This window comes from Rhodobacter ferrooxidans (assembly GCF_000176015.1).
Lineage (GTDB): Bacteria > Pseudomonadota > Alphaproteobacteria > Rhodobacterales > Rhodobacteraceae > Pseudorhodobacter_B > Pseudorhodobacter_B ferrooxidans.
In genome coordinates, this window is the sequence record NZ_ACYY01000011.1 from 78,348 (window position 1) to 96,305 (window position 17,958).

The window sequence follows — 17,958 nt, forward strand, 5'->3', positions numbered from 1 at the left end:
CCGGCAGCAGGGGGGCTCGATGCCCCCCAAGGCCGTCCCCCCCCCTGTTACCGCACAGGCCGCCAGAACCGACCGGCGGCATAGGCCGCGAGGCTGATCAGCCCGCACCCGGCCGCGAACCACAGGAACGCCCGGCCCGTGCCTTCCCCGGCCATCAGGCTGGCCCCCAGCGTCGCCGCAAACAGCAGCACCATCGCCGCCGCCGCCGCCGCCAGCAGCCCACGCGCCCGCACCGGCCCGCGCCGTGCCATCCGCCGCAGCGCCACCACCTGCCGCCCGATATCGGCCTCGACGGCCAGCACCGCCGGCACCACCAGCAGCACCAGCACCATGCCGAAGCCCAACCCATAGACCAGCGTGATCACCGTCGGCATCAGAAACTCGGCCTGCGAGCTGCGTTCATACAGCAGTGGCGCCAGCCCCAGCACCGTGGTCGCCGTGGTCAGGAACACCGGCCGCAGCCGGTCGGCCACCCCATCGACAATCGCCGCATGCAACCCGCGCTTTTTCGCATAGTCGTCGATGGTCGAGACCAGCACGATGGCGTCGTTGATGATGATGCCGCTCATGCCGATCATCCCCACCACCGAGAACAGCGACATCGGCACCCCCCACCAGGAATGTCCCCAGACCGCCCCAACCAGCCCGAACGGGATCACCGACATCACCACCAGGGGCCGTGTCCAACTGGCAAACACCCAGGCCAGCACCAAGTATATCCCCAGCAGCGCCGCCAGCAGCCCGATCCACGCATCGCCAAAGAATTCCTCCTGCTGCGCCGCCATGCCGGAAAGCGCCGTGGCCACCCCGAAATCGGCAGACACTTTCGGCAGGATCTCGGTCTCCAACTGCCGCTGGATCTCGGCGGCCCGCGCCGGGTCGTCCTCGGCCAGATCGCCGGTCACCGTCACCACCCGCAACCCGTTCTCGCGCAGGATGCTGGAAAATCCCTCGCTTTGCGTCACCGTCGCAATGTCGGCCAGCGGCACATACTGGCCGTCAGGGCTGCGCAGCAGCATCCGCTCCAGAAAGTCGGCGTTCTGTTCGGCCTCGGGCAGTTCCACCCGGATGGTGGCAGACCGCGGCCCGTCGGGAAAGCTTGCCGCCTCGATCCCGCTCAGTCTTGCGCGCAACTCGTGCCCCAGCGTGTCGATGGAAAAGCCCAGCGCCTGACCCTGCGGTGTCAGGTTCAGCACCAGTTCCGCCTTGTCATAGGCCAGAGTATCCTCCAGCCCCGACACTTCGGGATAGGGGGCCAGTGCTGTTTTCACCGCTTCGGCCGCCGCCTTCAGCACGCCCGCCTCGGCGCCATAAAGATCGACCGACAGCCCCGAGCCGCCGGGGCCATAGCGCCCGCCGCGAAAGCTCAACTCCTCCAGCAGCGGATGCGGGCGCACCTCGGCTTGCAGATCGGCCACGAAACTCGACGAGGTCCAGGGCCGCAGATCGCGGTCGATCAACTCGATCGAGATGCCACCCAGAAGGTCGGCGTCCTTGGTCTCGGCCCCGGCCAGCCCGCGGCCCGATCCGCCCCCGGCCGCGGCAATCACATGCGTCATCGGGGCAGCCCCATGTTCGGCAGCGTAACGCGCCGCCACCGCCTCGGTCGCCCGCTGCAACTCGCGCATCATCGCCAGGGTGTCGTCGCGTGTGGCCCCCGGCACCATGGCGAAATTGCCGGTGACGGTGGTCTGCTCCGGCCCGTTGAAGAAGCGGAACTGCACGTCGCCGCGGATATAGGACGCGGCCTGCGAGGCCAGCGCCAGCACGGTCAGCGCCAGCACCAGATAGCGCGCCCGCACCACCCAGACCATCGCCGGGCGCACCAGTTTCGCCACCATCCAGTCGAACCCGCGCATCACGAAGCGCGACGGCGCGTCATACCATTTCACCTGCTCGACATGCGCCAGCGCCCGCGCCATGTGGTTGGGCAGGATCAAAAGGCACTCGATGCTGGAGGCCAGCAGCACCAGGATCACCACCGCCGGAATGTCGTGGATCATGTGGCCGAACGACCCGCCCACCACCAAGAGCCCGGCAAAGGCGATCATCGTGGTGACGCTGGAGGCCAGCACCGGCGCCACCATCCGCCCCACACCGTTGATCGCGGCAATCTCGGCCGGCTCGCCCAGGGTGCGGGCACGGAAATCGGCGTGCTCGCCCACCACGATGCCGTCATCGACCACGATCCCCACCATCAGGATCAGCGCGAACAGCGAGATCATGTTCAGCGTCATGCCCAGGGCATACATCGCCGCCAGCGCCCCCAGCATCGCCACCGGGATGCCCATCGCCACCCAAAGGGCTGTGCGGGCGTTCAGAAACAGGAACAGCAGGCCCAGCACCAGCCCAAGGCCCATGATGCCGTTGTCCAGCAAAAGGTTCAGCCGGTCGGTGATCTGCTCGGCCCTTGTGCGCACCAGATCGACCTGCACCCCGGCGGGCAGGGTCGGCTGCATCCTTGCCACCACGTCGGCCACGTCGGCCTGCATGCGGATGGCGTCACCAGCGTCGTTGCGGTCCACCCGCAGGGTCATCGCGGGCTGATCACCGACAAAGAACACCCGGTCGCGGTCGGCGCCTGTCGCCCGCACCTTTGCCACATCGCCCACCGTCAGCGTGCTGCCATCCGCGCCCGCGCGCAGCACAATGGCGGCGATCTGCTCCGGGCCGCGGGTTTCGGTGCCGGTGCGCAACCGCGCAGCCCCTCCCACATCGCCCGCAGGCGTGGTGTTGACTGCGGCGCCAATGGCCTGCGCCACCGCCTCCATCGTCACGTCATGCCGGATCAGCGCACCCGAGGACACCTCGACCACCGTCTGCCCCGCCGCCAGCCCCTGAATGGTGGTGCGGGTGATGCCTTGGGCAAACAGCCGCCCCACCAGCTCGTCGGCAAAGCGGCCCAGTTGCTGCACCGACACCGGGCCGGTGATCACCACATCGGTGACCTGATCGCGCCAGGCGCCGCGCCGCACCACCGGGTCATCGGCGCCCTCGGGCAGATCGCGCACCGCATCGACCGCCGCCTGCACATCCTCGGTGGCGCGCGCAAGGTCTCGCCCGGCCTCGAATTCCAGCGTGATGCGGGCCGAGCCTTCACTGGCGCGCGAGGTGGCATCCGCCACCCCCTCGACCGCCAGCAGCGCCGGTTCCAGCACCTGCACGATGCCGCGATCGACATCCTCGGCCCCCGCCCCTTCCCAGGCGACCGAGACGGTGACCTCGGCAATCACGATATCGGGGAAATACTGCGCCCGGATGCGGGTGGCAGCCAGCAACCCCGCAGCGATCAGCGCCACCAGCAGCAGGTTGGCCAGCGTGCGATGCCGCACGAAATAGGCGACAAGGCCTTGAATACGCTCGGGGGTCTGCGCCAAGGCCTAGCCCCCCATCCGCTGTTCCAGCCGTTCCACCACCTGCACCGGCACCTGATCCTGCGCCAGTTGTTCCAGCATCCGCGCCTTGGCCTCGGCGGGCATCCGGCTGTTGGCCTCGACAAAAGCCACCAGCTTGGCGCGCCGCTCAGGCGTCAGCGCCACCACCGGCTCGGGGTCAACCGCCGCCGTATCGCCGCGCGTGGGCCGGATGCGGATCCCCGCCCCCAGTAAGGGCGAACGGGCCGAGACCACCTCGCGCCCGGCCAGCGCCTCGGCGCGCAGGATCACGCTGTCGCCTTGGCGCAGCACCACCTGCACCGGATGCTCCTCCAGCCGGTCCTCGGGCCCCAGCACCAGCACCCGGTCGCCGGTGCCCAAGGCGGCGGCGGGCAGCGCGAACACCCCCTCCAGCGCCGGTTCGGCAATGATCACACTGACGAAATCGCCCGGCAGCAGATCGCCGCTTCCCGCGCCGGGGTTTGCGTCAAGGGCGGCATAGACCAGCCGCCCGGTCTGGCCCTCCCCCACCGCCGCGCCGACCCGGCTCAGGTGCCCGCGGGCCACCACCTTGCTGCCCGACGCATCCAGCGCGATCTGCACCGGGGCGGCCAGCAACCCGCCCGTGGCGTCGGAAAGCCTGGCATATTGCGCGGTGGACAGCCGGAAAGACACCTCCAGCGCCGCCAGGTCGATCAGATCGGCCAGCCGCTCGTTGGGGCTGACCAGCCCGCCGGTCGTCACTGCAACACCACTCAGCCGCCCGGCGAAACCGGCACGTATCTCGGTTTCGGCCAGCGCCCGCTCGGCTTCGGCCAGGGTGATGCGCTGCCGCGAGACGGCGGTGGCCGCCAGATCGACCCGGGTTTCGGCCTGCGACAGCGCCTGCCGCGCCGACAACACCGCCTGATCGGCACTGGACGCCGCCAGCGCCGCCGCCTCGACATCCGCCTCGGAGCCCAGACCGCGACTGCGCAGGTCATTCTGCCGCGCCAAAGCCAGCGCCCGCAACGCCGCCTGTGCCTGCACGGCGGCCAGCGCATCGCGCGCCAGAACCAGCGCCCGGTCAGCCTCGCCCACCTCGGCCTCGACCTTCGCCAGATCGCTTTGCGCCAGATCGCGGGCGGTGGTGGCCTCTGCCGGGTCCAGCCGCACCAGCGCCTGCCCAGCCGCAACCGCGGCGCCGTCCTCGAACCCCTCGGCCAGCCAGATCACCCGGCCACCGCCGGGCGCGCGCAATTCCAGCATCCGCCGCGCCTTGACCTCGCCGAACACCGTCAGTTCCGGCACCACGACACCCGGCTGCACCGTGACCACCGCCGCGGTGAACTCGCGCTCGCGTGCTGCCCCCCCCGGCCCGGCATCAGCCAGCCGCGCCTGAAACGCCCCGACCACGGTTTGCCCGGCCAGCGCCAGCACCCCCAGCGTCAGCGCCAGCAACAACAGTCCGATCAGGCTGCGTCCGAAAAATCGCATGTCTCAGGCCTACTCCCGCGCCGGTGCCCCTGCCGCCGATGATATATGCGGAAGCTTTGCCGCGGCTACCCTACAACGACCTGAACGCCTCACATCTGCGTTTCCGTCGTGAAAACCGGCGGATGGGCTTCATCTGTTCTCAAATATCCCCCGCGGAGCGTCTGTGCTGGCAGCGGGTGCCTCCGGCGGGGATATTTGAGAACAGATGAAAGCCTCAGCCACCGGTGCGCAGCCGGGCTTTCAGCGCCAGCAGGTCGGCCCAGCTGTCGCGCTTGGCGGCGGGGGTGCGCAGCAGGTAAGCCGGGTGCAGCATCGGCAGCGCCGGGTGGCCGAAAGCCTCGGTCCATTGGCCGCGCAGCCGGGTGATGCCGCGCTGTCCCAGCACCGCCTGACACGAGATATTGCCCATCAGCACGATCAGCTCGGGGGCGGCGAGTTCGACGTGCCGGGCCAGGAACGGCTGCATCATCGCGATCTCGTCCGGCGCGGGGTCGCGGTTCTGCGGTGGCCGCCAGGGCAGCACATTGGTGATATAGACCGCCGCTGCCGGATCTGGGCTTTGCCGCGACAGGCCGATGGCGGCCAGCATGCGGTCCAGCAACTGCCCGGCGCGGCCGACGAAGGGGCGGCCCTCGGCATCCTCGTCACGGCCCGGCGCCTCACCGATCAGCATGACGCGGGCATTTGGATTGCCATCGGCGAACACCGTGTTGCGGGCACCGCGTTTCAGGTCGCACAGATCGAAGGCTTCCATCGCCGCCCGCAATTCGGCCAGGGTGCCCGCGCCCGCCGCCGCAGCACGGGCCACCGCCACCGGATCGGCATAAGGGGCTGCGACCACGGGTGCCGACTGCACCTTGGCAACCGCCACGGCATCTGGCATTTCATAGCGGTTCACCGGCGCATCGCCGATCGCCTCTGTCGCGCCCAGATCGACCTGCCAGGCCAGCGCCGCCAGCGCCACCTGCCCGTCCATCCCGTCGATATCTGGCGCGATTCCCATGGGCGTCAGCCTAGGACATTGCCGGGGCCGGGGCCAGTCGGTAGAACCGGGCTGATGGAAGCCCCGCCGAGCCCGCCCCTTGCCGGATTGGTCCTGCCCGCGCGCCATGCGCTGCGGCTGGGCGCGCTGGGGGTCATCGCACTGATGACCTTTGCCGTCTATGGCAATGCAGCCTACCATCAGGGCGCGGGTTATGCGCTGGGCGTCGCGATGGTTGGCACCTTCTTCGCGCTGGTCTTCGGAGCCATTGTTGCGGGTCTGATTGCCAGCGGGCTGTGGCAGGCCTGGCATGGCAATTGGCCGGCTGCGGCCGATCCTGCCATGCCCCCGGCGTTGGACAACCTGCTGATTGCCGTTGCCATGGTGGTCCCGGCGGGGATTGCAGCACTGGCCCTTGGGTCGGCTCTGGCCGGCAACGCGCACCCGCTGGCGGTACATCTGGGGCTGCTGGCTGCCCTTGCGACCTTGGCGCTGGTGACCACTTTCGGGTTGCACGGGCTGGTGCGGGCGGCGGCGCTGGGCTTTTGCCTGTGGCTGGCCGTGATCGTGGCGGATTCCATGCGGCTGGAAGGTCAGCTGCTTGCCGATGCCGCCCGCATCAAGCCGGACCTGCCGCGCTGCATGGCGATCGGCCCGCAGGGCATGCCGCTTGCACAAGTGCCGCCGCTGATGGGCCTGACCGCGCCAAAGCCGATCCTGCTGCACATCGCCGACCCCACTCGCCCGCGCTTTCTGCGCTGGTCGTTCCGCTGGCATGGCTTTGTTCGCGGTGGCATCCGGGCCGAGGATCTGCGCTGCACGCCCGCGCTGCTCTGACGCTTGCCCCCCGGCGCCCTTCTTGCGATAGAGGGACAAAAGACAGGGACTATGCCCATGACCTTTCGCGCGCGCCATCTGCTTGGCATCGAACACCTGGCCCCCGACGAGATCAGGACCGTGCTGGATCTGGCCGACCGCTATGTCGATCTGAACCGGCGCACCGTCAAGCAGGCCGATGTGCTGGCCGGCATGACCCAGATCAACATGTTCTTCGAAAACTCCACCCGCACCCAGGCCAGTTTCGAACTGGCGGGCAAGCGGCTGGGGGCGGATGTGATGAACATGTCGGTGGCGCAGTCGTCGGTGAAAAAGGGCGAGACGCTGATCGACACCGCGCTGACGCTGAACGCCATGCACCCCGACCTGCTGGTGGTGCGGCATCCCAGTTCGGGGGCGGTCAACCTGCTGGCGTCAAAGGTGAATTGCGCCGTGCTGAACGCCGGTGACGGGCGGCACGAGCATCCGACCCAGGCCTTGCTGGATGCGCTGACCATCCGCCGCGCCAAGGGCCGCATCCAGCGGCTGACCGTGGCAATCTGTGGTGATATTGCTCACAGCCGGGTGGCGCGTTCCAACCTGCTGCTGCTGGGCAAGATGGAAAACCGCATCCGGCTGATCGCCCCACCGACCCTGATGCCCCCCGGCGTCGCCGAATTCGGCTGCGAGGTGTATGACGACATGGCCGCGGGGCTGGAGGGCGCCGACGTGGTGATGATGCTGCGCCTGCAACGCGAACGGATGGACGGCGGCTTCATCCCCTCGGAACGCGAGTATTACCACCGCTTCGGGCTGGATGCCGACAAGCTGGCGCATGCCAAGCCCGATGCCATCGTCATGCACCCCGGCCCGATGAACCGCGGGGTCGAGATCGACGGCACGCTGGCCGACGACATCAACCGCAGCGTCATTCAGGATCAGGTCGAGATGGGCGTGGCAGTTCGGATGGCCTGCATGGACCTCTTGGCGCGCAACCTGCGGGCGGAACGCGGCCGGAAAGCAGTGGAAACCTATGCCTGAGATCAAGCGCGATACGCTCTTCGGCTCCAACATCCCGACGCCCTTGGCCGAGGGCGAAACCCTGCTGCAAAGCTGGACCTCGGACCGGGCCAGCTATTGGCGCGGCCACGCCATACTGGCGCTGGTGGGGGGCGTGATCGCCGGTATCGTGCTGGTGGCACGGGGCGACCCGGCGCCCTGGGTCGGGCCGGTGGCGGCGGTGCTGGCCATCGGCGCGCGGGCGGCTTATCTGGCCTCGGAAGCGCTGGTGCTGAACTGGCGGCTGACCAACCGCCGCCTGCTGGGGCCTGCGGGGCGCAACATCCCGCTGGGCGATATTTCCAAGGCCAGGCCGTTCTTTGGTGACGTGCAGATCGTCACGCATGGCGGCGACAAGCACCTGATGAAATATCTGGCCGACGCTCCCGCCGTGATCACCGCCATCGACGCCGCCCGGCAGGGCCGCCGCAAATGAGTGCGTTGGGTCGGCTGCAGCGGATCGCCTCGTTGCGCCAGATCTGGCAGGACGAGGCGCGCGATTTCACCCCCTGGCTGGCCCAGCCCGACAATCTGGCAATTCTGGCCGAAACGCTGGGGTTCGGTGCCGATGGCTGGGAACTGGAGGCCGTCGAGATGGCGCTGCCCGGTGGCGGCTATCGCGCCGATATCCTGTGCCGTGACACCGGCAGCCCGGAAAGTGACCGGGTGCTGATCGAAAACCAGTTTGGCAAGTCCGATCACGACCATCTGGGCAAGCTGTTGACCTATGCCTCGGGGCTGCAGGCGCGCACCGTCGTGCTGATCGGCGAGGCCATCCGCCCCGAACACCGCGCGGCACTGGACTGGCTGAACAGCATCACCAGCGAAGACCACCGCTTCTTTGCCTGTGAACTGGAGCTTTGGCACATTGGCGACAGCCTGCCCGCTCCGCGCTTCAACGTGGTCGTTGAACCCAACGACTGGGCGCGGCGCGTCATCGGCAAGGTGACGCCCCCCGGCGAGTTGTCGGACCGGCGGCAGTTGCAACTGGCGTTCTGGGAAGCTTTCGAGACGCATCTGGGCGAAGTGCAGCAGCGCATCCGCCCGGTCAAGGCGCTGGCGCAGAACTGGATCGTGCATGGCCTTGGCAAGACCGGGGTCAACCTCAATGCGGTGGTCGGTTTCAAGGAAAACTGGCTGCGGGCGGAAGTCTATCTGACCGGACCCAACGCCGACGCGCATTTCCAGCAGCTTGCCGCCCAGCGCAGCGCCATCGAGACCGACTTTGGCCAGCCGCTGATCTGGGATGATACCGCCAGCAAGGACCGCCGCATCGCGATCACCCGCAACGTTGCAGCACTTGCAGATCAGACCACCTGGCCCGCGCAGCACCGATGGCTGGCCGAAACCCTGGGCGCCTTGCACCGCACCTTCCATGCCCGTGTCAAAGCCCTGCAATCCCCCAGCCAAGGGCCGGAGTTGCCATGACCCTGCATTTCACCAACGCCCGCCTGATCAACCCCGAAACCGGCAGCGATGCCTTGGGCAGCCTGACGGTGGCGGGTGGCCTGATAACGGCGCTGGACGGCCCGGCGCCCGAAGGCGCGCGGATCATCGACTGTGGCGGCAAGTGTCTGGCCCCCGGCATCGTCGATCTGGGCGTCAAGATTGGCGAGCCGGGCGAGCGGCACCGCGAATCCTTCCGCTCGGCCGGGTTGGCGGCAGCGGCGGGCGGCGTGACCACCATCATCGCCCGCCCCGATACCGCCCCCGCCATCGACACGCCGGAGACGCTGGAATTCGTCACCCGCCGCGCCCGCGATGCCAGCCCCGTGCGCATCCACCACATGGCGGCGCTGACCAAGGGCCGCGCGGGCCGCGAGATGACCGAGATCGGTTTCCTGCTGGACGCGGGCGCGCTTGCCTTCACCGATTGCGACCATGTCACCACCGACAGCAAGGTGCTGTCGCGCGCCTTCACCTATGCCCGCAGCCTTGGCGCGCTGGTGATCGGCCACCCGCAAGACCCCGGCCTTTCCGCCGGTGCCGCCGTCACCTCGGGCAAGTTCGCGTCATTGCGCGGCCTGCCCGGCGTGCACCCCTTGGCCGAGCGGCTGGGGCTGGAGCGTGATCTGGCCTTGGTGGAAATGACCGGTGTGCGCTACCACGCCGACCAGATCACCTGCGCCCAGTCGCTGCCCGCCCTTGCCCGCGCCAAGGATGCCGGGCTGGATGTCACCGCAGGCATCTCGATCCACCACCTGACGCTGAATGACCTCGACGTGGGCGACTATCGCACCTTCTTCAAGCTGACCCCGCCGCTGCGAGCCGAGGCCGACCGGCTGGCGATGGTGCAGGCGGTGGCGGATGGGCTGATTGACGTGATCTGCTCGATGCACACGCCGCAAGACGAGGAATCCAAGCGCCTGCCGTTCGAGGAAGCCGCTTCCGGTGCCGTGGGCCTGCAGACCCTGCTGCCCGCGGCGATGCGGCTTTACCATGCCGGCGCCATCGACCTGCCCGGCCTGTTCCGGGCGCTGGCCTTGAACCCCGCCCGCCGCCTTGGCCTGCCGCAGGGTCGCCTTGCCACCGGCGCGCCAGCCGATCTGGTGCTGTTCGACCCCGACACCCCCTTCGTGCTCGATCGCGCCACCCTGCTGTCGAAATCGCGCAACACGCCCTTTGACGGCGAGCGGCTGGAGGGCAAGGTGCTGGCCACCTATCTCGGCGGCGCCTCGGTCTTTGGCCCACAGGAGTAAGCCATGCCCCTTCTCACCTCTGCCCCCTGGCTTCTGGTTCTGACAGGCCTGATGGCCTACCTTCTGGGTTCGATCCCCTTCGGCATCGTCATCACCCGCGCCATGGGTCTGGGCGACCTGCGCAGCATCGGCTCGGGCAATATCGGGGCCACCAACGTGCTGCGCACCGGCAACAAGGGCGCGGCACTGGCGACGCTGATCCTTGATGCGGCCAAGGGCGGCATCGCCGTGCTGATCGCCCGCTATGCGGTGGGCGAGGATGCAGCCCAACTGGCGGCCCTGACCTCGTTCATCGGCCATATCTTCCCGGTCTGGCTGCGCTTCAAGGGCGGCAAGGGCGTCGCCACCTTCATCGGCACGCTGCTGGCGCTGGCCTGGCCGGTGGGCCTTGCGGTCTGCGCCACCTGGGCGGTCACCGCCGCGCTCAGCCGGATCTCGTCGCTGTCGGCACTGGTGGCGGCGGGTTCCTCGACGCTGTGGATGCTCGGCCTCGGCCAGGGCCGGATGTTCCTGCTGGGCGTGCTGCTGACGCTGCTGATCTACTGGCGCCACGCCGCCAACATCGCCCGCCTGCGCGCCGGAACCGAGCCGAAGATCGGCAAGAAGTAAAGCCTCTCGCCTTTCATCTGTTCTTAAATATCCCGGGGGAATTCGGGCCAACGGCACGAATGGGGGCAGCGCCCCCCTTACAGACTCACCGCCTGATAAACCCGCCCCAGATCGCCGCCCCATTGCCCGTGATACAGCGCCAGCAGCCGGTCGGCCTGCACGCCGCCGCTCGCCAGACTGTCCTGCAACGGCGCCAGCAAAGCCTCCTCGCCCAAGCCCCGCGCCACCATCCCGGCATGGCTCAGCTCCACCGCCGCCCGCGCAAGCGCCATAAGCTTCACGCCCCCCGCCTCGCCCTGCAAGGCGGAAACCGAGGCCGCCACCCGCAGCCCCTCGCGGGTTTCGGCGTCGAGGCCCTTCACCAGATCCCAGGCCGCATCCAGCGCCGACTGGTCATACATCAGCCCGACCCAGAACGCCGGCAGCGCCACCATATGACCGCGATCCCCGGCATCGGCGCCGCGCATCTCGATGTATTTCTTCACCCGCGCCTCGGGGAATACCGTGGTCATGTGGTCGGCCCAGTCGCTCAGCGTCGGCAATTCGCCGGGCAGCGCGGGCAGGCGCCCCTTCAGGAAATCGCGGAAGCTCTGGCCCAGGGCATTGATATACTTGCCGTCGCGGTAGACGAAATACATCGGCACATCCAGCACCCAGTCGACGTAGGCCTGGAACCCCATGCCGTCCTCGAACGCGAACGGCAGCATGCCGGTGCGGCTGTCATCCAGCCCCCGCCAGATGCGCGAGCGCCAGCTTTTGTGGCCGTTCAGCCGCCCGTCGAAGAACGGGCTGGAGGCGAACAGCGCCGTCGCCACCGGCTGCAACGCCAGCGACACCCGCAGCTTTTTCACCATGTCGGCTTCGCTGGAATAATCCAGGTTCACCTGCACCGTGCAGGTGCGATACATCATCTCGGTGCCATGGCTGCCCACCCGGCCCATGTAGTCGGTCATCAAGCGGTAACGGCCCTTCGGCATCACCGGCATGGCCTCGTGCCGCCATTCCGGCGCCGCCCCGATCCCCATGAACTTAACGCCCATCGGACCGGCAAGGGCCGCCACTTCCGCCATGTGGCTGTCAAACTCGGCCGCGGTTTCATGCACCGACATCAGCGGCGCGCCCGACAGTTCGAACTGCCCGCCCGGTTCCAGCGACACGTTGGCGCCGTTGCGGGTCAGGCCGATGATATGCTCCTGCTCCAGCACCGGGGTCCAGCCGAAGCGGTCGCGCAGGCCTTCCAGCAGCGCCCGCACCGAGGCCGCGCCTTCATAGGGCAAGGGCGCATGCGTGGCGGTCAGATAGCCGAACTTCTCGTGCTCGGTGCCGATGCGCCAATCGGCTTTCGGCTTGCAGCCGTCTTCCATCGCCGCCGCAAGCTGCGCGAAATCCTCGATCGGCCCGCCGCCGGACTGGGGAATGGACATGGGGGGCTCTCCGATCTTCGGTTTGTTCAGGCGAACACAGGTGTCGCGTCACGGCGCGCGAGTCAAGGCCGCCCGCGCGGCGCGGCGCCAGATCACCGGGCCGATGCTGGCGGTATCCGACACCATCGCCAGCCCCCGTGCCCCGGAAACCGCCCCCGCCGCCCCCGGCGCCAAAGCCGCCACCAGCGCCTGACTGTCCATCCCCGGCAATTCGGCAAAGGCGTCAAACAGCAGCGCCGCCCCCGCCGCTGCCACCGGGATCAGCAGCGCCTGCCCGTCGGCCTGTTTCAACCGCCAGAACTGCCGCCCCTGCAGGCGAACCAGCCGCAGCTCCACCAGATCGGGCAGCGCCACGAAGCCGCCCGCCTCGGGGCCGAAATAGCTGATCTGCGCCTCGTCCACCTCGACCACGCCGGGTGCATCAACCCCCTGCCAGAACCGCATCCGCCGCCAGGCCAGCAGCCCCAGCCCCAAGGCCAGCCCCACCAGCGCCGCCCCCAGCGGGATCAGCAACCAGCCCCCAAGGCGCATCAGCCACAGCCCGCCAGCCGCCACCAGAGCCGCCGCAATCACCTCGCGCCAACGCCGCAGCAGCGCCAGCACCTCGGGGCGGAAGAGGGCACCGGCCATCGCCTAGCCCTCGGGGAAAAAGCTGAACGCCACGGCATAGCGCACCAGCGTCAGGTTTGGCACCGCCCGCGCCGCCGAGCGGGTGCGTTGGTCGAAATCATGCGCCACGATGATGCCGCGCACCGCCGCCGCCGCATCCTCGGCGGCGATGTCGCCCATGTAGCCCAGCACCTGCCCGATCACCCGCGCATCGGTCTTGCCCGCCTTCAACTCGATCACCACCACAGCCCCCGCCGCATCCCGCGCCAGAATGTCGATGAAGCCCGACAGCACCACCCGTTCCGCCCCATCGTCGATGATCACCAGCCCCGGCTCCAGCCGCGCCAGATCCTCGCGCAGCGCCGTCTGCATGTCGCGCTCCAACGACAGGCGCTGCTTTTCCATGGTGTCCGCGGGCGGCAGCACCGATGGCTCCACCACCTCGCCCGGTGCCGCGCCCAGAAACCGGGCATAGCGCGCCAGCGCGTTCTTGTAAGAGGCCAGCGAGTTGCGCAGGTTGCCGTCGATGCCAATCTTCGACGGGTTTGGCCGGTTGCGCCGCTCGTCCTCGGATGAATAGGTCAGTTCGGCAAACAGCGCGTCATAGCCGCCATTCGACAGGATATCTTCGATCGGGCCATAGTTGGTCTCGATCCGCGCCGCCTGCGACAACTGGGTGCTGATGGTCTTGTCGGAATAGCCCTCGGCCTTCAGCCAGTCGCGATAGTCACCCCTCATTGCCAATCCCCCAGCGCCGCCTGCCACAGCACCAGCGCCGCCACCGCCGCGGTATCGGCGCGCAGGATGCGCGGGCCAAGGCTGATCGGCACGACCTGCGGCAGCCCCCGCAGCCGCGCCTGTTCGCTTTCGGCAAACCCACCCTCCGGCCCGATCAGGATCGCCCAAGGCCCACCGCGCGCCGTTGCGAGGAGGCCTGTCAGGGCCGAGGAGCCGCCCACCATATGCTCGTCGCACCACAAAAGCCGCCGCTCGGCGGGCCAGGTGTCCAGCACCTTGTCCAGACCTTGCAGATCGCAGACCTCGGGCACGAAGGTGCCGCCGCATTGCTCTGCCGCCTCGACCGCATGGGCCTGCAAGCGGTCCTGCCGGATGCGCTCGGCATTGGTGAAGCGGGTCTGCACCGGCAGGATGCGTGACGCCCCAAGCTCCGCTGCCTTTTCCACGATGAAATCGGTGCGCGCCTTCTTGATCGGCGCGAACAGCAGCCACAGATCGGGCGGCATCTGCAAGGGCCTGGTCTGCGCGTCGCAAACCAGCACGCCACCGCGCTTTCCCGCCTCGGCCACCACCCCGCGCCACTCGCCGTCGCGGCCATTGAACAGCAGCACCGCGTCGCCCCGCCCCAGCCGCATCACCGCAAACAGGTAATTCGCCTGATCGGCGTTCAGCGGAACCGGTTGCCCCACCCCAAGCGGTTGATCTACATAGAGCCTGATCTTTGCATCTGCCATGAGGGCAAACCTATGTCCGTCCCGCCCGAATTGCCAGAGCCTGTCGCCCCGCAAGGCAGCGTTGCCGATGCGCCGCGCGGCAACTGGGTCGATACCCTCGCCCCTGCCGCAACCCGCCCCTACCTGCGCCTCAGCCGCGCCGACCGTCCCATCGGCACCTGGCTTTTGCTGATCCCCTGCCTCTGGGGCGTGGCGCTGGCCGCCGCCCGCGACGGCTTTCGCCTGTTCGATCTGTGGATCATCCTCGGCTGCGCTTTGGGGGCCTTCCTGATGCGCGGCGCGGGTTGCACCTGGAACGACATCACCGACCGCGAGTTCGATGCCGCCGTCACCCGCACCCGCTCGCGCCCCATCCCCTCGGGGCAAGTGACCGTCAAACAGGCGCTGGTCTGGATGGTGGGGCAAAGCTTGGCTGGCGCGCTTATTCTGTTCAGCTTCAACTGGGTGGCCATCGGGCTAGGCGTCGGCTCGCTGGCGCTGGTGGCGGTTTACCCGTTTGCCAAGCGGTTCACCTGGTGGCCGCAGGTGTTCCTTGGCCTTGCGTTCAACTGGGGGGCGCTGCTGGCCTATACCGCCCATGCCGGACGGCTGGAAGCGCCCGCCGTGCTGCTGTGGATGGGCGGCATCACCTGGACGCTGTTCTACGACACCATCTATGCGCATCAGGACAAGGACGACGACGCGCTGATCGGGGTGAAATCCACCGCCCGGCTGTTCGGCGCGGCGACAAAACCCTGGCTGCGGGGGTTTCTGGTGGCAACGCTGGTGCTGCTGATGCTGGCCTGCGGGCTGGCGCTGGTGGATACTGCCGGAATTGCCGCGCTGGCGCTAGCGCTGGCCGGGGTCTGGGCCTTTGGCTGGCATCTGGCCTGGCAACTGTCGCGGCTGGATACCGAAGACCCGGCGCGCTGCCTGCACCTCTTCCGCACCAACCGCGACGCCGGCCTGATCCTTGCGCTGTTTCTTGCCGCAGCGGCGCTGGCTTGATTGAACCCGGGGCGGCATCCGCCTAGACAGTCTGCAACACCCCGACCAAAGGCCCCCGATGCAGTTGACCGAGACGCGAATCGCCGCCGCTGCCTTTGCCTCGGCGGGCCTGTTTTCCGTGCTGGTGGCCTTTGCCGCCAATGCGGTGATCGAGAACCGCTCGGCTGCCGCCATCACCTCGCGGCTGCTGGCCGAGGGCATCACCTGGGCGCAGGCGGTGCCGGACGGCTTGCAGGTGCATCTGGTCGGCACCGCCCCGAACGAGGCCGCTAGGTTCAGCGTGATCAACATGGCCGGTGGGGTGATCGACGCGGCAAGGGTGCGCGATGATCTGGAAGTCACGCCCCTGATGGCGATCGAGGCGCCGCGATTCTCGGTGGAAATGCTGCGCAATGATGACGGCATCTCGCTGATCGGGCTGCTGCCCGAGGCGGCGGAGAACACCACCGGGCAGGATGCGCTGCTGGCCGATGCCACGGCGTTGGCAAATGGGTTGTCGGTGTCGGACATGCTGGAAACCGCCGCCTTCCCGGCGCCCGCGGGCTGGGATGCGGCGCTGGATTACGGGCTGGCGGCGCTGAAAATGCTGCCACGGTCGAAGATTTCGGTCGCCGCCGACCTCGTGGCGATCACCGCCATTTCCGGCTCGGACGCTGAAAAGCGCACCTGGGAGGCCGCTCTGGCCAAGGCCAAGCCCGAGGGGCTGGCGGTGACGATGGACATCTCGGCGCCCCGGCCGGTGCTGACGCCCTTCACCCTGCGCTTCGTGCGCGATGCCGAAGGCGCGCGGTTCGACGCCTGCTCTGCCGATACCGAACGCGCCCGCAGCCGGATTCTGGCCGCCGCCACCGCCGCCGGGGCCGATGCGAAATCGGCCTGCACCATCGGCCTTGGCGTGCCCACCCCGTCCTGGGCCGAAGCCGCCGAGGCGGGGATCAACGCGCTGACCGCCATTGGCAAGGGCAGCCTGACGTTCTCGGACGCCGATGTGACGCTGCTGGCCGACCCCGAAACCCCGCAGGCGACATTCGACCGGGTGGTGGGGGAATTGCAGGCCGCCTTGCCGCCGGTGTTCTCGCTGCAAGCCACCTTGCCGCCCAAGCCCAGCGCCGAACTGGCGGGCCCCGCCGAATTCACCGCCACGCTGGCCGAGGATGGTCAGGTGCAACTGCGCGGACGGCTGACCGACGAGGTGCTGCGCGATGCGGTGGACAGCTTTGCCCGCGCCAATTTCGGTGCAGGCAAGGTCTATACCGCCACGCGGTTCGACCCTGAACTTCCCGATGGCTGGCCGGTGCGGGTGTTGGCGGGGCTGCAAAGTCTGGCGGTGCTGCATCACGGCAGCCTGATGGTGCGCAGCGATACCGTCGAGGTGAAGGGCGTCACCGGCAACCAGGGGGCGCGCGCCCGCATCACCCAGGTGCTGTCGGGGCAGCTTGGGCAGGGCAAAAGCTTCAAGGTCGATGTGACCTATGACGAGGCGCTGGACCCGCTGGCCGCGCTGCCGACGCCCGCGGAATGTCTGGCCGACATCAACACGGCCCTCGCGGTGCAGAAGATCACCTTCGCCCCCGGCTCGGCCGAGATTGCCGCCTCGGCCGGCAAGACGCTGGATGCGCTGGCCGAAGTGCTGATCAAATGCCCTGACCTGCGGCTGGAAATCGGCGGCCATACCGATGCCCAAGGCAGCACCGAGGGCAACCGCGCGCTGTCACAGGCGCGGGCCGAAGCGGTGCTGCTGGGCCTGCAGGGCCGCCGCGCGCCGGTGGCCGGACTGACCGCGGTGGGTTATGGCGAGGACAAGCCCCTGGCCGACAACGGCACCGACGAAGGCCGCGAGGCCAACCGGCGGATCGAGTTCACTCCGGTGGACATGCCCGCCGCCGCTGCCCCCGACACACCTGCCGATGACGCCGTGGTGGCGGCTGCCGATCCAACCGTCTCTTACGCCCCCACCGAAAAGACCCGCCGCGCCAAGCGCCGCCCCGCCAACGCCGCAACCAGCCCCTGACCCTTTGAACCGCCAAGGCACCCGACATGAACCGCACCGAATTCATCATCGCCACGGCCATCATCCTGATGCTGGCCTTTGCCTTGGGCTGGTTTTCCTACTGGCTGTTGCACCGCTTTCGTCGCATCGCCGGGGCTGACATGGGCGAGTTGGACCGGCTGGCGCAATCGCTGCACGAGGCCGAGGAAACCCGCGATCAGGCGCTGTTGTATCTGGAGGACCGCGAGGCCGAACTGACCAACCGGATCTCGCAGACCGAGGCGGAACTGCGCGCGGCAATGGAAGGCCTGCGCGACGCCCGCACCGAGGCCGAGGAAATGCGCGCCTATATCGAACGGATGCACGCCACGCCGTAACCCGTGCGGCAGTTCCGCCTACCCGGCTTGCGACAACCGTCCCGGCGTCTTACGCTGCGGCTAGTTTTCACCGGGAGGTTTCAC

At 68.4% G+C, this 17,958-nt stretch carries 16 protein-coding genes; 9 read left to right on the forward strand and 7 right to left on the reverse strand.

What is annotated here, in order from left to right; genetic code table 11:
- Positions 1-47 precede the first annotated feature (47 nt).
- From RSW2DRAFT_RS09675 to RSW2DRAFT_RS09685, 3 genes are all read right to left on the reverse strand, one after another.
- The gene (locus tag RSW2DRAFT_RS09675) at positions 48-3,377 is read right to left on the reverse strand and encodes an efflux RND transporter permease subunit (protein ID WP_008030417.1); all 3,330 of its coding nucleotides are present in this window, start codon (positions 3,375-3,377) and stop codon (positions 48-50) included.
- Positions 3,378-3,380: 3 nt separating this feature from the next.
- Positions 3,381-4,850: an efflux RND transporter periplasmic adaptor subunit gene (locus RSW2DRAFT_RS09680; protein WP_008030418.1), complete on the reverse strand. Its 1,470-nt coding sequence runs from the start codon at positions 4,848-4,850 to the stop codon at positions 3,381-3,383.
- Positions 4,851-5,064: 214 nt separating this feature from the next.
- The gene (locus RSW2DRAFT_RS09685; protein WP_008030419.1) at positions 5,065-5,853 is read right to left on the reverse strand and encodes a uracil-DNA glycosylase; all 789 of its coding nucleotides are present in this window, start codon (positions 5,851-5,853) and stop codon (positions 5,065-5,067) included.
- 54 nt (positions 5,854-5,907) lie between these two features.
- Here RSW2DRAFT_RS09685 and RSW2DRAFT_RS09690 point away from each other — a divergent pair, with 54 nt between their 5' ends.
- From RSW2DRAFT_RS09690 to plsY, 6 genes are read left to right on the forward strand one after another with little or no spacing between them, the layout of a single operon-like run.
- Complete coding sequence (locus RSW2DRAFT_RS09690) at positions 5,908-6,669, forward strand: hypothetical protein (protein ID WP_008030421.1); 762 nt, start codon at positions 5,908-5,910, stop codon at positions 6,667-6,669.
- Positions 6,670-6,726: 57 nt separating this feature from the next.
- On the forward strand, positions 6,727-7,689 hold the full coding sequence (locus RSW2DRAFT_RS09695) for an aspartate carbamoyltransferase catalytic subunit (protein ID WP_008030422.1): 963 nt from the start codon (positions 6,727-6,729) through the stop codon (positions 7,687-7,689).
- Positions 7,682-8,143, forward strand: coding sequence for a hypothetical protein (locus tag RSW2DRAFT_RS17945; protein WP_008030424.1), 462 nt, complete (start codon positions 7,682-7,684; stop codon positions 8,141-8,143). Before RSW2DRAFT_RS09695 ends, RSW2DRAFT_RS17945 begins: the two co-directional genes overlap by 8 nt.
- Positions 8,140-9,135, forward strand: a complete 996-nt coding sequence (locus tag RSW2DRAFT_RS09705; protein ID WP_008030425.1) for a DUF4268 domain-containing protein — start codon at positions 8,140-8,142, stop codon at positions 9,133-9,135. The genes RSW2DRAFT_RS17945 and RSW2DRAFT_RS09705 overlap by 4 nt, the downstream gene beginning before the upstream one ends.
- Complete coding sequence (pyrC, locus tag RSW2DRAFT_RS09710; RefSeq protein WP_008030427.1) at positions 9,132-10,406, forward strand: dihydroorotase; 1,275 nt, start codon at positions 9,132-9,134, stop codon at positions 10,404-10,406. The genes RSW2DRAFT_RS09705 and pyrC overlap by 4 nt, the downstream gene beginning before the upstream one ends.
- 3 nt (positions 10,407-10,409) lie before the next feature.
- Positions 10,410-11,015 (forward strand): glycerol-3-phosphate 1-O-acyltransferase PlsY, encoded by a 606-nt coding sequence (gene plsY, locus RSW2DRAFT_RS09715; RefSeq protein ID WP_008030429.1) that lies wholly within the window; start codon positions 10,410-10,412, stop codon positions 11,013-11,015.
- 77 nt (positions 11,016-11,092) lie between these two features.
- Here the strand turns inward: plsY and RSW2DRAFT_RS09720 are convergent, their stop codons facing one another.
- The 4 genes from RSW2DRAFT_RS09720 to RSW2DRAFT_RS09735 are packed head-to-tail and all read right to left on the reverse strand — an operon-like array spanning position 11,093 to position 14,520.
- Positions 11,093-12,439, reverse strand: coding sequence for a glutamate--cysteine ligase (locus RSW2DRAFT_RS09720; RefSeq protein WP_008030431.1), 1,347 nt, complete (start codon positions 12,437-12,439; stop codon positions 11,093-11,095).
- 48 nt (positions 12,440-12,487) lie between these two features.
- Positions 12,488-13,069 carry a hypothetical protein gene (locus tag RSW2DRAFT_RS09725; protein WP_008030434.1) on the reverse strand — a complete coding sequence of 194 codons (582 nt, stop codon included), beginning with the start codon at positions 13,067-13,069 and terminating at the stop codon, positions 12,488-12,490.
- 3 nt (positions 13,070-13,072) lie between these two features.
- A complete protein-coding gene (locus tag RSW2DRAFT_RS09730; protein ID WP_008030436.1) occupies positions 13,073-13,786 on the reverse strand; it encodes an endonuclease NucS domain-containing protein in 714 nt (237 codons plus the stop codon).
- Complete coding sequence (locus tag RSW2DRAFT_RS09735; protein WP_008030438.1) at positions 13,783-14,520, reverse strand: 16S rRNA (uracil(1498)-N(3))-methyltransferase; 738 nt, start codon at positions 14,518-14,520, stop codon at positions 13,783-13,785. The genes RSW2DRAFT_RS09730 and RSW2DRAFT_RS09735 overlap by 4 nt, the downstream gene beginning before the upstream one ends.
- Positions 14,521-14,532: 12 nt before the next feature.
- Between RSW2DRAFT_RS09735 and ubiA the strand changes: the two genes are divergently transcribed.
- The 3 genes from ubiA to RSW2DRAFT_RS09750 are packed head-to-tail and all read left to right on the forward strand — an operon-like array spanning position 14,533 to position 17,874.
- Positions 14,533-15,507: a 4-hydroxybenzoate octaprenyltransferase gene (gene ubiA, locus RSW2DRAFT_RS09740; protein WP_008030440.1), complete on the forward strand. Its 975-nt coding sequence runs from the start codon at positions 14,533-14,535 to the stop codon at positions 15,505-15,507.
- 58 nt (positions 15,508-15,565) lie between these two features.
- The gene (locus RSW2DRAFT_RS09745; protein ID WP_008030442.1) at positions 15,566-17,518 is read left to right on the forward strand and encodes an OmpA family protein; all 1,953 of its coding nucleotides are present in this window, start codon (positions 15,566-15,568) and stop codon (positions 17,516-17,518) included.
- Between the two features lie 26 nt (positions 17,519-17,544).
- On the forward strand, positions 17,545-17,874 hold the full coding sequence (locus RSW2DRAFT_RS09750; protein WP_008030444.1) for a hypothetical protein: 330 nt from the start codon (positions 17,545-17,547) through the stop codon (positions 17,872-17,874).
- Positions 17,875-17,958 lie beyond the last annotated feature (84 nt).

Coding starts and splice junctions, on each gene's coding strand:
- RSW2DRAFT_RS09680 (WP_008030418.1), bottom strand. CDS start 4,850: ATGCGATTTTTCGGACGCAGCCTGATCGGACTGTTGTTGCTGGCGCTG.
- RSW2DRAFT_RS09685 (WP_008030419.1), bottom strand. CDS start 5,853: ATGGGAATCGCGCCAGATATCGACGGGATGGACGGGCAGGTGGCGCTG.
- RSW2DRAFT_RS09690 (WP_008030421.1), top strand. CDS start 5,908: ATGGAAGCCCCGCCGAGCCCGCCCCTTGCCGGATTGGTCCTGCCCGCG.
- RSW2DRAFT_RS09695 (WP_008030422.1), top strand. CDS start 6,727: ATGACCTTTCGCGCGCGCCATCTGCTTGGCATCGAACACCTGGCCCCC.
- RSW2DRAFT_RS17945 (WP_008030424.1), top strand. CDS start 7,682: ATGCCTGAGATCAAGCGCGATACGCTCTTCGGCTCCAACATCCCGACG.
- RSW2DRAFT_RS09705 (WP_008030425.1), top strand. CDS start 8,140: ATGAGTGCGTTGGGTCGGCTGCAGCGGATCGCCTCGTTGCGCCAGATC.
- pyrC (WP_008030427.1), top strand. CDS start 9,132: ATGACCCTGCATTTCACCAACGCCCGCCTGATCAACCCCGAAACCGGC.
- plsY (WP_008030429.1), top strand. CDS start 10,410: ATGCCCCTTCTCACCTCTGCCCCCTGGCTTCTGGTTCTGACAGGCCTG.
- RSW2DRAFT_RS09720 (WP_008030431.1), bottom strand. CDS start 12,439: ATGTCCATTCCCCAGTCCGGCGGCGGGCCGATCGAGGATTTCGCGCAG.
- RSW2DRAFT_RS09725 (WP_008030434.1), bottom strand. CDS start 13,069: ATGGCCGGTGCCCTCTTCCGCCCCGAGGTGCTGGCGCTGCTGCGGCGT.
- RSW2DRAFT_RS09730 (WP_008030436.1), bottom strand. CDS start 13,786: ATGAGGGGTGACTATCGCGACTGGCTGAAGGCCGAGGGCTATTCCGAC.
- RSW2DRAFT_RS09735 (WP_008030438.1), bottom strand. CDS start 14,520: ATGGCAGATGCAAAGATCAGGCTCTATGTAGATCAACCGCTTGGGGTG.
- ubiA (WP_008030440.1), top strand. CDS start 14,533: ATGTCCGTCCCGCCCGAATTGCCAGAGCCTGTCGCCCCGCAAGGCAGC.
- RSW2DRAFT_RS09745 (WP_008030442.1), top strand. CDS start 15,566: ATGCAGTTGACCGAGACGCGAATCGCCGCCGCTGCCTTTGCCTCGGCG.
- RSW2DRAFT_RS09750 (WP_008030444.1), top strand. CDS start 17,545: ATGAACCGCACCGAATTCATCATCGCCACGGCCATCATCCTGATGCTG.